Origin of the sequence: Ciceribacter sp. T2.26MG-112.2, assembly GCF_900492205.1 — a bacterium.
GTDB classification, from domain to species: domain Bacteria; phylum Pseudomonadota; class Alphaproteobacteria; order Rhizobiales; family Rhizobiaceae; genus Allorhizobium; species Allorhizobium naphthalenivorans_A.
The window spans coordinates 468,029-485,000 of the sequence record NZ_UEYQ01000001.1 but is presented as its reverse complement, the minus strand read 5'-3'; the positions used below and the strand labels follow the sequence as shown (position 1 = coordinate 485,000).

At 60.0% G+C, this 16,972-nt stretch carries 12 protein-coding genes, 1 tRNA gene, 2 rRNA genes and 1 pseudogene (1 of these 16 only partly in view); 9 read left to right on the top strand and 7 right to left on the bottom strand.

Going from position 1 to position 16,972, the window contains the following annotated elements:
* From DYZ14_RS02390 to DYZ14_RS02375, 4 genes and pseudogenes are all read left to right on the top strand, one after another.
* Positions 1 to 1,872, top strand: a 23S ribosomal RNA gene (locus DYZ14_RS02390); it begins 929 nt to the left of the window's first position.
* Positions 1,873 to 2,201: 329 nt separating this feature from the next.
* A 5S ribosomal RNA gene (gene rrf / locus DYZ14_RS02385) occupies positions 2,202 to 2,316 on the top strand.
* Positions 2,317 to 2,506: 190 nt separating this feature from the next.
* Positions 2,507 to 2,583 (top strand) — tRNA-Met (locus DYZ14_RS02380).
* A gap of 241 nt (positions 2,584 to 2,824) precedes the next feature.
* A pseudogene (locus DYZ14_RS02375) lies at positions 2,825 to 3,925 on the top strand (IS3 family transposase).
* A gap of 105 nt (positions 3,926 to 4,030) precedes the next feature.
* Here the strand turns inward: DYZ14_RS02375 and DYZ14_RS02370 are convergent.
* The 5 genes from DYZ14_RS02370 to DYZ14_RS02350 form a co-directional block, all read right to left on the bottom strand.
* Positions 4,031 to 5,056: a LacI family DNA-binding transcriptional regulator gene (locus DYZ14_RS02370; protein WP_154719170.1), complete on the bottom strand. Its 1,026-nt coding sequence runs from the start codon at positions 5,054 to 5,056 to the stop codon at positions 4,031 to 4,033.
* Positions 5,057 to 5,219: 163 nt separating this feature from the next.
* Positions 5,220 to 6,116 carry an NAD-dependent epimerase/dehydratase family protein gene (locus DYZ14_RS02365; protein ID WP_154719169.1) on the bottom strand — a complete coding sequence of 299 codons (897 nt, stop codon included), beginning with the start codon at positions 6,114 to 6,116 and terminating at the stop codon, positions 5,220 to 5,222.
* A 57-nt stretch (positions 6,117 to 6,173) separates the two neighbouring features.
* Entirely contained in the window at positions 6,174 to 7,676 is a 1,503-nt protein-coding gene (locus DYZ14_RS02360; protein ID WP_154719168.1) for a sugar ABC transporter ATP-binding protein, read from the bottom strand.
* A 74-nt stretch (positions 7,677 to 7,750) separates the two neighbouring features.
* The gene (locus DYZ14_RS02355; protein ID WP_154719167.1) at positions 7,751 to 8,692 is read right to left on the bottom strand and encodes a sugar-binding protein; all 942 of its coding nucleotides are present in this window, start codon (positions 8,690 to 8,692) and stop codon (positions 7,751 to 7,753) included.
* 82 nt (positions 8,693 to 8,774) lie between these two features.
* Positions 8,775 to 9,785, bottom strand: a complete 1,011-nt coding sequence (locus DYZ14_RS02350; RefSeq protein WP_115668999.1) for an ABC transporter permease — start codon at positions 9,783 to 9,785, stop codon at positions 8,775 to 8,777.
* 368 nt (positions 9,786 to 10,153) lie between these two features.
* Here DYZ14_RS02350 and DYZ14_RS02345 point away from each other — a divergent pair, with 368 nt between their 5' ends.
* Together DYZ14_RS02345 and DYZ14_RS02340 are read left to right on the top strand one after the other, a co-directional pair.
* Complete coding sequence (locus DYZ14_RS02345) at positions 10,154 to 10,852, top strand: aspartate/glutamate racemase family protein (protein WP_154719166.1); 699 nt, start codon at positions 10,154 to 10,156, stop codon at positions 10,850 to 10,852.
* Positions 10,853 to 10,936: 84 nt separating this feature from the next.
* Positions 10,937 to 11,998, top strand: coding sequence for an aldo/keto reductase (locus DYZ14_RS02340; RefSeq protein ID WP_154719165.1), 1,062 nt, complete (start codon positions 10,937 to 10,939; stop codon positions 11,996 to 11,998).
* Positions 11,999 to 12,026: 28 nt separating this feature from the next.
* Here the strand turns inward: DYZ14_RS02340 and otnI are convergent, their stop codons facing one another.
* Entirely contained in the window at positions 12,027 to 12,815 is a 789-nt protein-coding gene (otnI, locus tag DYZ14_RS02335; RefSeq protein WP_154719164.1) for a 2-oxo-tetronate isomerase, read from the bottom strand.
* A 2-nt stretch (positions 12,816 to 12,817) separates the two neighbouring features.
* Positions 12,818 to 13,834: an L-threonate dehydrogenase gene (gene ltnD / locus DYZ14_RS02330; protein ID WP_332308664.1), complete on the bottom strand. Its 1,017-nt coding sequence runs from the start codon at positions 13,832 to 13,834 to the stop codon at positions 12,818 to 12,820.
* Between the two features lie 123 nt (positions 13,835 to 13,957).
* Here ltnD and otnK point away from each other — a divergent pair, with 123 nt between their 5' ends.
* The 3 genes from otnK to DYZ14_RS02315 are packed head-to-tail and all read left to right on the top strand — an operon-like array spanning position 13,958 to position 16,835.
* Positions 13,958 to 15,241, top strand: a complete 1,284-nt coding sequence (gene otnK / locus DYZ14_RS02325) for a 3-oxo-tetronate kinase (protein WP_154719162.1) — start codon at positions 13,958 to 13,960, stop codon at positions 15,239 to 15,241.
* Positions 15,234 to 15,875 (top strand): 3-oxo-tetronate 4-phosphate decarboxylase, encoded by a 642-nt coding sequence (gene otnC, locus DYZ14_RS02320; RefSeq protein WP_154719161.1) that lies wholly within the window; start codon positions 15,234 to 15,236, stop codon positions 15,873 to 15,875. Before otnK ends, otnC begins: the two co-directional genes overlap by 8 nt.
* A 39-nt stretch (positions 15,876 to 15,914) precedes the next feature.
* Positions 15,915 to 16,835, top strand: coding sequence for an NAD(P)-dependent oxidoreductase (locus DYZ14_RS02315; protein WP_332308668.1), 921 nt, complete (start codon positions 15,915 to 15,917; stop codon positions 16,833 to 16,835).
* The last annotated feature ends 137 nt before the right edge of the window (positions 16,836 to 16,972 follow it).

Genomic DNA, 16,972 nt, shown 5'->3' with positions numbered 1-16,972 from the left:
CGTCTTACTGATCCTAACCAAACTCCGAATACCGAGGAGTACTAGTCGGCAGACACACGGCGGGTGCTAACGTCCGTCGTGAAGAGGGCAACAACCCTGACCTCCAGCTAAGGTCCCCAAGTCATGGCTAAGTGGGAAAGGATGTGAGGATCCCAAAACAACCAGGATGTTGGCTTAGAAGCAGCCATCATTTAAAGAAAGCGTAACAGCTCACTGGTCTAAATAAGGGTCTTTGCGCCGAAAATGTAACGGGGCTAAAGCCATGCACCGAAGCTGAGGATACGTAGCAATACGTGTGGTAGCGGAGCGTTCCGTAAGCCTGTGAAGGGGTATCCGTGAGGGGCCCTGGAGGTATCGGAAGTGCGAATGTTGACATGAGTAACGATAAAGAGGGTGAGAGACCCTCTCGCCGAAAGACCAAGGGTTCCTGCTTAAAGTTAATCTGAGCAGGGTTAGCCGGCCCCTAAGGCGAGGCGGAAACGCGTAGTCGATGGGAACCACGTTAATATTCGTGGGCCTGGTGGTAGTGACGGATCGCACAAATTGTTCAGACTTATTGGATTGTCTGGGCAGTGGAGCGGTTCCAGGAAATAGCTCCACCCTATAGACCGTACCCGAAACCGACACAGGTGGTCAGGTAGAGTATACCAAGGCGCTTGAGAGAACTATGCTGAAGGAACTCGGCAAATTGCACGCGTAACTTCGGAAGAAGCGTGACCCCATTTTACGCAAGTAAGGTGGGGTGGCACAGACCAGGGGGTAGCGACTGTTTATCAAAAACACAGGGCTCTGCGAAGTCGCAAGACGACGTATAGGGTCTGACGCCTGCCCGGTGCTGGAAGGTTAAGAGGAGAGGTGCAAGCTTTGAATCGAAGCCCCAGTAAACGGCGGCCGTAACTATAACGGTCCTAAGGTAGCGAAATTCCTTGTCGGGTAAGTTCCGACCTGCACGAATGGCGTAACGACTTCCCCGCTGTCTCCAGCATAGACTCAGTGAAATTGAATTCCCCGTGAAGATGCGGGGTTCCTGCGGTCAGACGGAAAGACCCCGTGCACCTTTACTATAGCTTTACACTGGCATTCGTGTCGGCATGTGTAGGATAGGTGGTAGGCTTTGAAGCGGGGACGCCAGTTCTCGTGGAGCCATCCTTGAAATACCACCCTTATCGTCATGGATGTCTAACCGCGGTCCGTCATCCGGATCCGGGACAGTGTATGGTGGGTAGTTTGACTGGGGCGGTCGCCTCCGAAAGAGTAACGGAGGCGCGCGATGGTGGGCTCAGACCGGTCGGAAATCGGTCGTCGAGTGCAATGGCATAAGCCCGCCTGACTGCGAGACTGACAAGTCGAGCAGAGACGAAAGTCGGTCATAGTGATCCGGTGGTCCCGCGTGGAAGGGCCATCGCTCAACGGATAAAAGGTACGCCGGGGATAACAGGCTGATGACCCCCAAGAGTCCATATCGACGGGGTTGTTTGGCACCTCGATGTCGGCTCATCGCATCCTGGGGCTGGAGCAGGTCCCAAGGGTTTGGCTGTTCGCCAATTAAAGCGGTACGTGAGCTGGGTTCAGAACGTCGTGAGACAGTTCGGTCCCTATCTGCCGTGGGTGTAGGAATATTGACAGGATCTGTCCCTAGTACGAGAGGACCGGGATGGACATATCTCTGGTGGACCTGTTGTCCTGCCAAGGGCATAGCAGGGTAGCTATATATGGAATGGATAACCGCTGAAGGCATCTAAGCGGGAAACCAACCTGAAAACGAGTATTCCCTATCAGAGCCGTGGAAGACGACCACGTTGATAGGCCGGGTGTGGAAGCGCAGCAATGTGTGAAGCTTACCGGTACTAATAGCTCGATCGGCTTGATCGTTCTCATTGACCATGCTCATCTGACGAAGTCAGATGATGCTGTTTGCTTGCGCTCACGCATGAGCGGGTCTTCGACCCTATGCTCCGCGGGGGCGCCGGACGACCGGCGACGCGCTCAAGCGCTGTATCGGAATTGTCCGGATACCGTTGTCAACGGGTCCGTATATTGCCCATACAGGACGCAAGTCCGTCGCCAAGCGTTTGGCGCGCCGTCTGCAGCGTAGCGATCGTAAGATCGCGGCAGCGTGAAGACAAAAAAACGACGTGTTCTAATAAGACAAACGAGGCAAACGCCTCTACCAGCTTCTCAAATGTTTTGCCCTTAGCCGACCTGGTGGTCATGGCGGGGCGGCCGCACCCGTTCCCATTCCGAACACGGCCGTGAAACGCCCCAGCGCCAATGGTACTTCGTCTCAAGACGCGGGAGAGTAGGTCGCTGCCAGGTCTGCTAAAGGCAAAACAAAAAATCTTCTCGACACATAAAGGGCCTCAAGCCCATAATGAGGCCGCTTCAAGCGGCCTTTTTTGCTTCTTCAATAACGCGGGATGGAGCAGCCCGCGCCGAACCGCAGAAGGCAAAGCCTTCGAGGACCGGCAAGACAAAAATACCGGGCAAGACCCGGCGCTCAAAATAACGCGGGGTGGAGCAGCCCGGTAGCTCGTCAGGCTCATAACCTGAAGGCCGCAGGTTCAAATCCTGCCCCCGCAACCAAAATCCCAAATTCCACAGCTCAACACACTCAGCACAAAGCTCCTCACCATAACGGTCGAGGAGCTTTTTTGCGTTTGGCCCGAGGGTCAAGCCCGCCTACCTGAGCGCAATTCCCAAGGTCACCCAAGTCGCCGGTTAGATGCGGAGAGTGTGACCTGAGATGACGTGCCCCCGATAAATCAGACCGTATGAAGCTGGAATTTTCCAATTATGATCCCGTGACCGGGAGAAGGAGAGTTCCATGAAAGCATCGAAGTTTTCGCAGGCGCAGGTTGCCTTTGTCTTGAAGCAGGCTGAGGACGGAACAGCTGTTGGCGAGGTCTGCCGAAAGGCAGGAATTTCGGAGGCGACGTTCTACAACTGGCGCAAGCGTTACGCTGGCCTGATGCCCTCCGAGGTCAAGAGACTGCGCCAACTCGAGGAGGAGAACGCCAAGCTCAAGCGCCTGGTCGCGGACCTCAGCCTCGACAAGGCCATGCTTCAGGATGTGCTATCAAAAAAGCTCTGAAGCCTGCTCGCCGACGCCGCCTTGTCGATGAGGTGAGAGGGACCTGGAAGGTATCGGTTCGCAAGGCATGTTCGGCCCTGCGGATCGATCGTTCCCTCTACACCTACAAGGGGCAAGCGCGGAGAGCAGGCTCCCCTGAAGAACCGCATCAAGGAGATCTGCGAGACACGTGTCCGCTATGGATATCGGCGTGTCCACGTGCTTTTGCAGCGTGAGGGATGGCCGATCAACATGAAGCGAACAAGAAGACTTTACAATGAGTTGGGTCTTCAGTTGCGTAACAAGACACCAAAGCGCCGGGTCAAGGCCAAACTCAGGCAGGAGCGAACCGATGCGACCAGAAGCAACCAGATCTGGGCCATGGACTTCGTTCATGACCAGCTCGCAACGGGCCGGAAACTGCGCACCCTGACGATCATCGACACCCACTCGCGCTTTGCACCGGCCACCGATCCGCGGTTCTCCTATCGCGGTGAGGATGTCGTCCATACGCTGGAACGCGTCTGCCGCCAGGTCGGTTATCCAAAGGTCATCAGGGTCGACAATGGCAGCGAATTCATCTCTCGCGACCTCGACCTTTGGGCCTACCAGAAGGATGTCGTCCTCGACTTCTCACGGCCGGGTAAACCGACAGACAACGCCTACATCGAATCGTTCAACGGCAAGTTTCGCGCCGAGTGCCTGAACCAGCACTGGTTCCTGACCCTTGACGACGCGCGTCAGAAAATGGAGGATTGGCGTAGAGACTACAATGAGGCTCGACCTCATAGCGCCATCGGCAACGAACCGCCGATTTCGCTGATGATTGGCTCAGGCGCATCCGGTCCGCCATGAGCAAATAGCCCGGGAAATCACCCAGCCCGGCGGTCCAAAATGGGGGAGCACCTCACGCTCAACACAAAGCGTGCATCCGGCTTGGTCAATCCCAGGCGGATCGCCTCACGCCGTGGCGCCGATGAAGACCTCGAAGCCCGTATCGATCACCGAGGGCTCGGGCGGACGTTGCGCTGATTCGAATGCTTTTTCCACCGCCGTGCGGCCGATGAGGAAGCGGTTCGACCGGATGGTCGAGAGCGGCTGGGGCAGTTCGCGACCGATATCGAGGCCGTTGAAGCCAAAGATGGCGAGTTGGTCCGGGAGTGTGATACCGGCGCCCATGCAATGGAATATGCCGCCGACGGCCATGTCGTCATTGGAATAGACGATGACATCGAGCTTCGGTTCCCGGGTGCACAGGCGCGCGGTCATCTCCTTCCCGACGCCGACCGAACTCGGGGCTTCCGCTATCGCTTCCGCCGCAATCGTCAGGCCCGCGTCGCGAAGGGCGTCTACAAGCCCCTCGTAGCGCAGGCGCGCGCGCCGGTCGGCATTCCAGTCATGGCCGGCATAGCCGAAGCGGCGATAGCCGCGCCCGACCAGATACCGCCCTGTGGCGTAGCCGGCGCGCCGATGCGACATTCCAACGGCAATGTCGATCGGCACGGCATCGATATCCATCATTTCCACGACCCGGATATCGCTCTGGATGAGCATCCGGCGCGTTGCCTCAGTATGCTCGAAACCGGCAATCAGGATCGCACTCGGCTGCCAGGACAAAAGTCCCCGCACGACCGCTTCCTCGCGCTCGATGTCATATTCGGTGACACTGATGACCGGCTGGTTCTCGCTTCCCCACAACGCGGCGTGAATACCCTGAAGCACTTCGGGAAAAACGATGTTCGACAAAGACGGAATGACGACGCCGACAAGATGGGAATCGAGCGAGGCGAGCGAGCCGGCAATCCTGTTGGGCACGTATCCGGTGGCGCGAACCGCCTCCATCACCCTTTTCCGCGTCTCCTCCGCGACCGGACCCTTGTTGCGCATGATGCGCGACACCGTCGATTCCCCGACGCCGGCACGCTGCGCCACTTCCTTGACGGTAACCTTGCTCTTCCTGTCCGGCAGACGCAGCCTGGGTTGCATGCCTTCCCCTCTTCTTCTTGGCTCAGTGCCCCGATCAAGAAACCTGTTGGTCGGCTGCCGACCGCTTGTCTCGCGGTACCCCTTATACCAAATCACCCGACGCTGCGAAGAGCATCGGGCGACTTGCATCACGAAAGACGATCGAGAGAGCGCGCGAGGCCTCTCACTTCTGCCTCACATACTTGCGCCACGAATGCTGCTCTCGGAAGCCCAGGATTTCGCGTGCCTTGCGATTGGACAACAGGCTCTCATATTCGCCCATCGGACGTGTGACTTTCACGCCGGGATAGAAGCGGTCGATCAGTTCCTGTGTCGGCAGATCGGAGGAGGTCTCGTCGTTGGCGGCGTTGAAGATCTCGAAGCCAAGCCCGTCCTTGTGAATGGCGAGATCGACGATCTGCCCGAGATCGCGCGCGTCGATATAGCTCCAGGCGATCCGCTTGCGGAAACCGGGATCGGCGAACCATTTGGGGAAGAGTTCGTATTCGTGCGGCTCGATCACATTGCCGATGCGGATGGCGTAGATGTCGGCGCCGGACCGCAGGGCGAAAGCCTGCGCAGTTTTCTCGTTGCAGATCTTCGACAGGGCATAGCTGTCCATCGGATCGACGGGATAGTCTTCTTCGAGCGGGAAATGCACCGGATCGCGGGGCTCGTTGGCGAAGACCAGGCCATAGGTCGTTTCCGAAGAGGCGATGATAACCTTCTTGATCCCGAGCTTCACAGCGGCCTCGATGACGTTGTAGGTCCCCATCGTGTTGATGCGGAAAACCTCGTTGTCCGGCGTGATCATGATCCGCGGGATTGCAGCGAAATGGACGACCGCGTCCACGGGCTGGGCCCTCAGCGACGGGTCGAATTCATGCAGTCCCATATAGCTCGAAAATGCGTTGAAGACCTGCCCGCTGTCGGTGATGTCGGTGATCAGCGTGCGGACCTTGGGATTGTCGAGCGGCTTGGTGTCGATGTTCAGGACCTGATGGCCCTGGTCTACGAGGTATTGGACGACATGCTTTCCAGCCTTGCCGCTACCACCGGTGAACATTATGCGTTTGCTCATCTCATGCTCCATTACTACTGATAGTGCTGTTGCGAATGTTGCGCTGCCTGGGCGGGTTCAGCCCGTCGCCGCCAACATCACGTTTTCCTGATTGGCTTCCTGATGGGTGAAGCCGCCGCTGATCCGCCCCTCCTTGAGGACGATGATCCGGTCGCTGATTGCCAAGATTTCCGGCAGGTCCGAGGATACCACGATGATCGACATGCCTTCTTCCGCCAGCTTGTTGAGCAGGGCGTGGACCTCGGCCTTCGCACCGACGTCGATGCCGCGGGTCGGTTCGTCGACGATCAGAATGCGCGGCCTGCGGGCCACCCACTTGGCGATGATGACCTTCTGCTGATTGCCGCCGGAAAGATTGACGACCTTCTGCTCCGGGCTCGGCGTCTTGATCCCGAGCGACTGGATGAATTCCCGGCACCGCTTCGTCTCGCGGCCGCGATCGACGAAATCCAGGCGGCAATAGTCCGCGAGATGGGTGAGGCTGAAATTCTCACGGACCGACATGCCCAAGACGAGGCCTTGCGCCTTGCGGTCCTCCGTGACGAAGCCCAACCCCTCGCTTATAGCCACTGACGGATCGGTGATCTTGACCGTCTTTCCGTCGATGCTGATCTCGCCGACATAGGCTCGGCTGCCAAAGATCATTTCCATGATCTCCGTGCGGCCGGCACCGATCAGGCCGAAAAAGCCGAGGATTTCCCCTTTGTGCAGGTTGAAACTGACATCGCTGACGCGAGCCGAATGATGGGTTGGCCGGTACATGCTCAGATTGCGCACTGACAGCAGCACTTCGTTGGTCGCATGGGAAACATGTTCGCCGAAGAATTGCGATAGTTCGCGATCGACCATCTTGCGTACCAGCAGATCACGGGTCATCTCCGCAATGGGACGCGAATCCACGGTTTCCCCGTCGCGCATGACGGTCACGGTATCCGCGATCTCGAAGATTTCTTCCAGTCGGTGCGAGATGTAGACGATGCCGATACCCTGCGCCGCGAGCTTCTTGACCATGCGCATCAGGACCGTGGCCTCGTGATGGCTGAGCGATGCGGTCGGTTCGTCCATGATGATGAGCTTAGACTGATAGGAGATCGCGCGTGCAATCTCAACCATCTGCTTCTGCCCGATGCTGAGATCGCCGACCAGCATCGTCGGATTGAGCTTCATGTCGAGCTCGGCGAGCACGGCCGCCGCTGCTGCGTTCATCTTCCTCCGGTCGATCAGACCAGCCATGTTCAATGGTTCCCTGGCAAGGAAGATATTCTCCGCGATCGAGAGATTGTCGACGACGGCAAGCTCCTGATAGATAATGGTTATCCCCAAGGATCTGGCATGCACGGGATCGGAGATCACGACCTCCTGGCCTTCGACCTCAATCCTGCCACCCGGATCGCAACGCAGCACGCCGGTCATGATCTTCATCAACGTGCTTTTTCCCGCCCCGTTCTCGCCGGCGACGGCATGGACCTGGCCGCGATGGAGGGTGAGATCGACCCCGTTCAACGCCTTCACACCTGGGAAGGTCTTTGAAATATTTCGCATTTCAAGAAATGGCGTCATGGTCTGCTCGAATCCCGGTCCAGATTGAATGGATGCGGAAGCGCAGCGGCTCCCGCATCCAGATTCCGCAGGTGTTACTTCGTGTAGCTTCCGAGGTTCTCGGCGGTTACGACGGTAACGCCCGTATCGACATTCTCCGGGTTCTTCTCTTCGCCGGTGATCTGAGCTACCAGATGCTCGACAGCGAGACGTCCCATCGTCACCGGACGCTGGACCATGATACCGTCGATGAAGCCGTCCTTGACGCCCTTGATTGTGTCCGGCAGGTCATCGAAGGCAAATACCTTCACCACTCCCTTGCGGTCGGCGAATTCTTTCTGGGCAAGGACCTTGGCGACGGCGGGACCGCCGACCTGGCTGATACCAAAGATGCCCTTGAGATCCGGATTGGCGCGAAGCAACGCTTCGGTCACCGAGACCCCGCGGGCGAGGTCGTCTTCGGTGCCTTCGGTGGCGGCGATCGTGATCTTCGGGTATGCTTCCAGCGCCTTCTTCACGCCGGTGATGCGTTCGTTCAGGTTCGAAGCGCCGAGCTGGCCAGTCACGATGGCAACCTTGCCCTCGCCGCCGATGGCCTCTGCCATCGCCTTGCCCATGGTCTCGCCGGCGGCTTCGTTGATCGTGCCGATATACATGCTGCGGCCGCTATTGGCGCTGTCGCTGTCAAACGTGAGAACGGCGATGCCGGCATCGACCGCCTGCTTGATGATGCCTTCGACGGACTTCGGCTCGTTGACCGAAATTGCGATGCCGTCTACCTGACGAGCGATCAGGTCCTCGATGATCTTGACCTGGGTTGAGCCCTGGGTGTTCTGCGGAACCACCCATTGATACTTGACGCCAAGCTTGTCGGCGGCCTCCTGCGCACCGGTGTTGCAGTCGTCAAAGAACGGAACGGCAACCTTCGGAACGACGGCGACGGTTATGTCGGCCTTGTCCTTGGCGAAAGCGGCGCCGGTTGCCAGAAGCGACATCGTCAAGATGGCCGCGCGAGCGGAATTGAAAATTACACGCATGAAATCCTCCTCCTCAGCAGGCTCTCCCCGAGCCTGGATTCTTCGTGATTGATTAGACGTTAGGCGATGCTCATCTCTCTTCTCAGTTCTTTCCTCCCATGATTCTGCTGCGCAGCACGTCCAGGCTGACGGCGATCAAGATCACACCGCCGGTGATGGCCTGTTGCGCATAGGTATTGATGTTGAGAAGCACGACACCGTTGGCGATCACGCCGACGAGCGCCGCGCCAATGACCGCGCCGGTGACACTGCCTGCACCGCCGGCGAGGCTCGCACCGCCGATCGCGGCGGCGGCGATGACATCGAGTTCCGACCCGAAACCCGAAGCCGGCTCGGCCGAAAGGTAGCGGGAAAACCCGATCACCCCGGCCAATGCAGCGATGGTGGAAGACAGGACGTAGACGGACAGCTTGATGCGATCGACCTTGACGCCGCTCAGGCGCGCGGCGTGTTCGTTGCCGCCCGTGGCGTAGACATGCCGGCCAAAGCGGGTGCGCCGCATGATCACCGCGAAGACCAGCATCAGCACGACCATGATGATGACCGGCACCGGCACGGGGCCGAGGTAGCCCTGGCCAAGGATCGCGAAGGCTTCCGGGGTTTCCGGCGTGACCGGCACGCCGCGGGTGATCATATACATCAGACCACGCCCGATGCTCAGCGTTCCGAGCGTCGCGATAAAGGGCGGCAGGCCGATGAAGGTGATCAGCAGCCCGTTGCACAGGCCGAAAATGAGACCGACGCCGAGACCCGCCGCGATGCAGAGTTCGGTTGGATAGCCCATGCTGAAGCAAAGGGCGGTCACCAGCGAGGCAAGCCCCATCGCCGAGCCGACCGACAGGTCGATCCCGCCGGTGATGATCACCATGACCATGCCGATGCTCATGATTGCGGTCAGCGAAAACGCCCGGAACACGCCCATCAGATTGTTCGTCGTCAAGAAATAGGGCGTATAGAGGCTGATCAGTGCGCCGACGACGACCAGCGCGATCAGGACGTTGAATTCGCGCACCTGGAACAGTCTGCCGGCTTCGGCCAGCAGACGGGAATGCAGCGATCCGGGCGCATTGTGGTCCTGATCGGTCGCGAGCATGTCTCATTCCTCCCAAATATTGTTCGCATGCGCCGCCGCCCCGATGCGAGGCGCTCCTCAACGCCGCGGTCCACTTCCGACGCCCCTCCCGGCAAAGGGAGAGAGACCCGGATGGCCAGCGAGTGGCAGCGCTGTCATTCTTTGTTTCAGGTGACCTGTTTTGTCAACAGGCTTTTTGCCACATGCAGATTCCCGCAGTTCGGTGCAGATTCCCGCAATCGCAGTGCGTACGGCCCAACGCCGCTCACGCTTGGTCAGAATAGATATTGCTTTCGTCTGAATGGCCAAGATAATATGGCAGCGCTATCATAAAAAAGTTCATCTTCCCGCAGTCGACGGAAGGAAGAGCTGACTTGGAGACCGAGCGCATGACCGCCCCGACAGTTGCAACTATGTCCCTTGCCATGATTCACACGGTCGCCGGTCTGGTTCCGACCCTGGAAGCGCTTGCCAGGCGCGAACTGCCCAGTTGCGAGCCCTTCAACATTCTCGACGAGAGCCTGCTGAGAAATACCATCCGCGAAGGAAGCCTGTCGAAGACGACGATGCGGCGCCTGGCGCAATATGTCTGGTCGGCCGTCGACGGTGGGGCCGAGGCCGTTGTCGTCACCTGTTCCTCCCTTGGCCCGGCGGTTGATGCGGCAAGGCCGCTATGCCCGGTGCCGCTCTTTCGCATCGACCAGGGCATGGCGGTTGAAGCGGTATCGCGGGCGTCGCGGATCGGTGTTCTGGCAACATTGCCGACGACGCTCGGCCCCACCGGGGATATCATCAGGACGTCTGCGGCCGAAACCGGACAGACGGGCTGCCAGGTCACGGAGATGCTGTGCGAGGGGGCCTTCGAGCGCCTGTCCAGCGGCGACCGCGAGGTTCACGATGCACTGGTGGTCGAGGGGTTCCGCCGCCTCGCGCCGAAGGTCGACCTGGTCGTCCTCGCCCAGGCCTCGATGGCAAACGCGCTTACGCCCCTTGGCCCAGAACCGGAAGGAATTCCCGTGCTGACGAGTCCGGAACTCGGCATGCGCCACATCAGGGAATGCCTTTTTGCGGCAAGCCCTCGCCGATGATGCGACCGGCCTTGCCGTCATCCTGACACAGCATCAACCCTGCCGGGATCTCGTCCCGAATCGCCTCAATCCAAGGAGAAAGTCATGGAATATCGGCAACTCGGCCGTTCGGGCCTCAAAGTCTCAGCGGTGAGCATGGGTACGTTTTCGTTCGGCGGAAAAGGCGATTTCGCAATGGTCGCGAGCCAGGGCGTCAAGGAGGCGCAACGGCTGGTCGATACCTGTATCGAAGGCGGCATCAACCTGTTCGACACGGCCAACATGTATTCCTCGGGACGCTCCGAGGAAATTCTGGGCGAGGTCCTGGAGGGACGCCGCGACCGGATTCTGATTTCCAGCAAGGCGCGGATGCGCATCGGCGACGGCCCCAATGACGAGGGCGTGTCGCGCTATCATCTCATCCGCGAGTGCGAACGCAGCCTGAAGCGCCTGCGCACCGATCACATCGACGTCTACTTCATGCACGAATGGGACGGACTAACTCCACCGGAGGAGATGCTCTCGGCGCTGGATATGCTGGTGAACCAGGGCAAGGTCCGTTATATCGGCTGCTCGAACTATTCCGGCTGGCACATCATGAAGACGCTGGGCATTGCGGATCTCAAGAACTATCCGCGCTTCGTCACCCAGCAGATCCACTACACGCTCGAGGCACGGGAGGCTGAATACGAACTCCTGCCGATCTCCGTCGATCAGGGGCTCGGCGTCATGGTCTGGAGCCCGCTTGCCGCCGGCCTGCTTTCTGGCGCATTCCGCCGCGATCAGAAGCCTGCGGATTCCCGCCAGGCGGCCGGCTGGAGCGAGCCTCCCATCCGCGACGAGAACCGCCTATGGCATATTGTCGACGTGCTGATCGAGATCGCCGAGGCTCGCAGCGTATCGCCGGCCCAGGTCGCTCTGGCATGGACATTGTCGCGGCCAGCGATCACATCGGTTGTCGTCGGCGGCCTGAGCGAGCAGCATTTTAAGGACAATATCGCCGCGGTCGATCTGAAGCTGACGGCAGAGGAGCTGGAACGGCTGAACGCGGTCAGCCGCCTTGCGTATATCTATCCCTATTGGCACCAGCACAATTTCGCGAAGGATCGCTTCTGCGCCGGCGACTGGGCGTTGCATCAAAGCTACGAGGATCTAGGAAAGATCTGAGTAAGAATGGCGGGCCTCGGGCCCGCCTTCAAATCCGGTCACATGAGCCGGCAAACGCCTTCAACCAGCCAAGCCCGGCGACGGTTTCGCCCGCCGGGCGGTATTCGCAGCCGACATAGCCGCCATATCCGAGCGCATCGAGCTCCCGCAGAACCCGGAAATCGTCGAGTTCGCCGGTTCCCGGTTCGTGGCGCGAAGGCACCGATGCGATCTGGATATGCCCGATGACCGGCATCATCTCCCGCAACCCCCGGATTACGTCACCATGAATGATCTGGCGGTGATATATATCGAACTGAAGCTTCAGGTTGGGCTTTTCCATCGACGCGATCAGATCGGCTGCAAAGTTGAAATCATTGAGGAAATAACCCGGCATGTCGCGGGGATTGATCGGCTCGATGAGCACGTCGAGACCCGCCTCGCCGGCTTTGTCGCAGGCAAGGGCGAGCGCAGCGCGATAGGTGTTGCGAGCTTTGGCGTCCGAGCGGTCGGCAAGGCCGCTCATCACGTGCAGCCGCCCGACGCCGGTGGCACTGGCATAGCGCAATGCCGTCTCGACGGACTGGCGAAATTCCGCCTCTCTCCCGGGCAGTGCCGCCAACCCCCGTTCCCCGGCAGCCCAGTCTCCGGGAGGAAGGTTGAACAGCGCCTGGGTCAATCCGGCGGCTTCCAACTGCGAACGGATGACATCCGGGTCGAACTCATAAGGAAATAGGAATTCCACCGCCTTGAAGCCAGCGGCAGCCGCGGCAGCGAACCGGTCGAGAAATCCGGTCTCATTGAACATCATCGTCAGGTTTGCAGCAAAACGCGGCATGTTCAGATCGTCCCCGGCGCTTCTGGCAGGTCCAGTCCGGTCACCTGGGCCAGCAAGCGGGCGACCGAGGCGTCGTCGTCGCGGCCCATTCCGGCCGCAGATGTCATGATGAACATCTGCAGAGCAGTGGAGGCGATCGAGAGCGGGAATTTCAGGTTTCGGCCGATATCCGAGACAATGCCCAGATCCTTGGTGAAAATGTCGATTGCGCTTCGTGGCGCGTAGTCGCCTTCGAGAATGTGCGGGACACGGTTTTCGAACATCCAGGAATTGCCGGCCGATGCCGTGATGACCTCATAGACCTTGGCGATGTCCAGGCCGAGTGCCTTCGCAAAGGTGATGGCCTCACAGGCGGCCGCGATATGCACCCCGGCCAGGAGCTGATTGACGATCTTGAAGGAAGCGCCGATGCCGGCGCGATCCCCGAGTTCGTAGACCTTCTGAGCGATCGCATCGAGCACCGGGCGAACCTTGTCGAAGGCCTCTGGACGGCCTGAGCCCATGATCGTCAGTTCGCCGGCCGCAGCCCTGCCGGCCCCTCCGCTGATCGGGGCGTCGATATAGCCGAGACCGAGCGCTTCCACGCGCTCTTCGAGGCCGCGAGCCATGTCCGGCCCCATCGTGGCAAAGGAAAGTACGACGCCACCCTTCATCATCGCCGGGGCTGCGCCCTCGTCGCCGAACAGGACGGCCTCCGTCTGTGCTGCGTTCACCACGACCGTAATGACGACATCCGCATCTCTGGCAGCTTCCGCCGGATTTCCGATGGCTTTTCCACCCGAGGCGACAAAACGCGCCATGGCGTCCTCGCTGACGTCGCAGCCGATTGTTTCAAAGCCGCCGCGCAGCAAGGACGTTGCCACGCCCATGCCCATCGATCCCAGTCCGACGACGCAGACCTTCAAACCCGTTTGCTTGCTCATGTCAGAAACCAACCTTCCGATCCATCGTCCGCCTACCGCTCCGCAGGTGCTTGCTCTTCCCTTCCCGGAAAAGTAATGATAGCGTTGCCACAACATGGTTAGCCCATCCGCGAATTGCATTGCAAGTCCTTATTTTCGTCCGGAGATCAAGGGCTTCGATGGATTTGCGGAGGGTGGGCTTGCGAGCGTCGAGCCGCGGCCGCACAGGGGAGGAAAGACTTGCTGATTGGCGCTGTTGCCGACGACATCACCGGGGCCACGGACCTGTGCCTCATGCTTTCGCGCGAAGGCATGCGCACGATCCAGGTGATCGGCGTGCCCGCAAACGACATGGACTTTTCCGGGGCGGACTCGGTTGTCGTGGCGCTCAAATCGCGCACGATACCGGCAAGCGAAGCTGTCGATATGTCGCTCGCTTCCGCTCGGGTCCTTCTGGCCGCAGGCGCCGAGCAACTCATCTTCAAATACTGCTCGACATTCGATTCGACGGATGCCGGCAATATCGGCCCCGTCGCCGAAGCGCTGCAGGATCTGACCGGCACGCCGGTAACGATCGCCTGCCCGTCCTTTCCGGCCGCCGGGCGGACGGTCTACAAGGGTCACCTCTTTGTCGGCGACAGATTGCTGTCGGAAAGCCCGCTCAAGGATCACCCGCTGACCCCCATGCGTGATCCGGACCTCGTTCGCGTGCTGCAGCGCCAATGCAGCCGGCCGGTGGGCCTTGTTCAGGCCGATATCATTTCGCGGGGGCCGGAAGCATTGAAGGCGGCCTTCGCCGAGCAATATGCGGCCGGCAAACGCATCCTGGTCGTCGACACGCTGACCGACGCGGACCTCCGGATCATCGGCAAGGCCTGCGCCGGAATGAAGCTTGTAACCGGTGGTTCCGGCGTGGCGATGGGACTGCCCGAAAATTTCAGGCAGACCAAGGAGTTCACACCGCCGGCAAAAACGGCGCGAATGGCGTCTCCGCCCGGTCGTGCGGCAATTCTTGCCGGCTCGTGCTCGGCGGCGACACGCGGCCAGATCGAGGTGGCGGAGGCCGCTGGCCTGCCTGTGCTGCGGCTTGACATCGCAGCCATTGCGCAGGGCCGTCAGACGGCGGCCGATCTCGCCGACTGGGCAATCAATTCGGCAGGCGATCAGCCGCCCCTCATCTATTCGAGTGCCGGTCCTGACGAATTGGCCAAGATCCAATCGCTGATGGGACGCCATGAGTCCGGTGCCCTGGTGGAAAAAACGCTGGCCGAGGTTGCGCTCCGCCTGCTGAATGCCGGTTTTTCCCGCTTCCTTATCGCCGGCGGAGAGACCTCGGGCGCAATCGTCGAAGCGCTCGGCGTCAAGGTCCTGCTGATCGGGCCGGAAATCGACCCGGGGGTGCCCTGGACGCGCAGCATTTCGGGGCCGGATCTTGCGCTGGCGCTCAAATCCGGAAATTTCGGCGCGAGAGATTTTTTCCTGAAGGCCTGGGACCTGCTCGAAATGGAGACCGAGGATGCATGACGTCAATCGTCTTCGTGACGAGATCTGCCGGGTCGGGCAATCCCTGTTCCAAAGGGGCCTCACCTCTGGTTCGACCGGCAACATCTCCGTGCGCACGCCGGACGGCGGCTGGTTGATGACCCCGACCAACGTCTCGATGGGCATGCTCGACCCGGCGCGGCTGTCGCTGTTCGACGCTGAAGGCCGTTTCGTATCGGGAGACGCGCCGACCAAGGAGGCCTTCCTGCATTTCTCCATGTATGGCGAGCGCGCGGATGCCGGCGCGGTCGTGCACCTCCATTCCAGCCACGCGACCGCAGTCAGCATCATGGCCGATATCGATCCTGAGGACGTGCTGCCGCCGCTGACCGCCTATTACGTCATGCGGGTCGGGCGCCTGCCGCTCGTGCCCTATTTCGCGCCGGGCGACCAGGCGCTCGCGGAAGCCGTGCGCAACCTCGCCGGTCGGCACCATGCCATGCTGCTTGCCAACCACGGTCCGGTCGTCGCCGGCACCAGTCTGGCCAATGCACAGTATGCCGCCGAAGAGCTCGAAGAGACCGCAAAGCTCTTTCTAATGCTGCAGAACCACGCCAAACGCGTCCTGACGCCTGAGCAGGTGGCGGATCTGCGCCGGCGCTTCAACCTTGCCTAACGCGGCGGGACTCCCGTCAGCGACCATAATTTTCGAACAATTCCGCAGGAGAAAACAATGAACAAGATGGCAAATGAAACGGTCGGCTTTGTCGGCGTCGGCCTTATGGGCCATGGCATGGCCAAGAACATCGTCGAGAAGGGCTATCCGTTGACCGTCATCGCCCATCGGAACCGCAAGCCGATCGAGGATCTCGTTTCGCGCGGCGCGACCGAAGCCAAGTCTCTGGAAGAGCTTGCGGCAGCCTCGACGATCGTCTTTCTCTGCCTCACCAGTTCGCGGGAAGTCGAAGCGGTCGTCAACAGCATGAAGCCCAAGCTTGCCTCCGGATCGGTGGTGGTTGACTGCTCGACCGGAGACCCGACCGTCACCGCCCGCCTGGCGGACGAACTCAAGGCGCAGGGCGTCCATTTTGCCGATGCCCCGCTGAGCCGCACACCGAAGGAAGCCTGGGAAGGCACGCTTGACGCGATGGTCGGTGCTGATGATGCGATCTTCGCAAGAATTCGCCCCGTCATCGACACCTGGGCCGGCAAGATCGTTCACATTGGTGGCATAGCCGATGGTCATCGCATGAAATTGTTGAATAACTTCATAGCCCTTGGCATGGGCGCACTGTTCGCGGAGGCGCTCGCCCTGTCACGCAAGGTGGGCATTTCCGTCGATCGGTTCGACAGTGTGATCCGCGGCGGCCGGATGGACAGTGGTTTCTATCAGACCTTCATGGGCTATGTCCTCGAAGGAAACCGGGAGGCTCACCGATTTACGCTGTCCAACGCCTACAAGGATCTCAAATATCTTGAATCCATGGCCAACGCCGCGACGATCGCGACGCCGCTCGCCAGTGCCGCCAAGAACTCATATGCAATGGCAGTGGCCGGCGGTGGAGATGGGCCTGAGGACTACGTGCCGCATCTGGCCGATTTCATTGCCAAGCTCAATGGTCTCGACCGGAAGTAGACCTCCGCCTTGGATATGAAGGTGTCTGGAAGTGGCCATGAACTGATTCCGTGGGCAGCCCCTTCGGCCGGCAGGACAACTCCTGCCAGCCGCATCCGGGGGCGCCAGTGCGGGCGGCAGGAATTGCTGTAGGAACC

Excerpts from the sequence above, each read along its gene's own strand:
- otnC (WP_154719161.1), top strand. The coding sequence starts at position 15,234 with ATGCATGACGTCAATCGTCTTCGTGACGAGATCTGCCGGGTCGGGCAA.
- DYZ14_RS02350 (WP_115668999.1), bottom strand. The coding sequence starts at position 9,785 with ATGCTCGCGACCGATCAGGACCACAATGCGCCCGGATCGCTGCATTCC.
- DYZ14_RS02365 (WP_154719169.1), bottom strand. The coding sequence starts at position 6,116 with ATGAGCAAACGCATAATGTTCACCGGTGGTAGCGGCAAGGCTGGAAAG.
- DYZ14_RS02360 (WP_154719168.1), bottom strand. The coding sequence starts at position 7,676 with ATGACGCCATTTCTTGAAATGCGAAATATTTCAAAGACCTTCCCAGGT.
- DYZ14_RS02345 (WP_154719166.1), top strand. The coding sequence starts at position 10,154 with ATGACCGCCCCGACAGTTGCAACTATGTCCCTTGCCATGATTCACACG.
- otnI (WP_154719164.1), bottom strand. The coding sequence starts at position 12,815 with ATGCCGCGTTTTGCTGCAAACCTGACGATGATGTTCAATGAGACCGGA.
- DYZ14_RS02370 (WP_154719170.1), bottom strand. The coding sequence starts at position 5,056 with ATGCAACCCAGGCTGCGTCTGCCGGACAGGAAGAGCAAGGTTACCGTC.
- DYZ14_RS02340 (WP_154719165.1), top strand. The coding sequence starts at position 10,937 with ATGGAATATCGGCAACTCGGCCGTTCGGGCCTCAAAGTCTCAGCGGTG.
- DYZ14_RS02355 (WP_154719167.1), bottom strand. The coding sequence starts at position 8,692 with ATGCGTGTAATTTTCAATTCCGCTCGCGCGGCCATCTTGACGATGTCG.
- ltnD (WP_332308664.1), bottom strand. The coding sequence starts at position 13,834 with ATGTTGTGGCAACGCTATCATTACTTTTCCGGGAAGGGAAGAGCAAGC.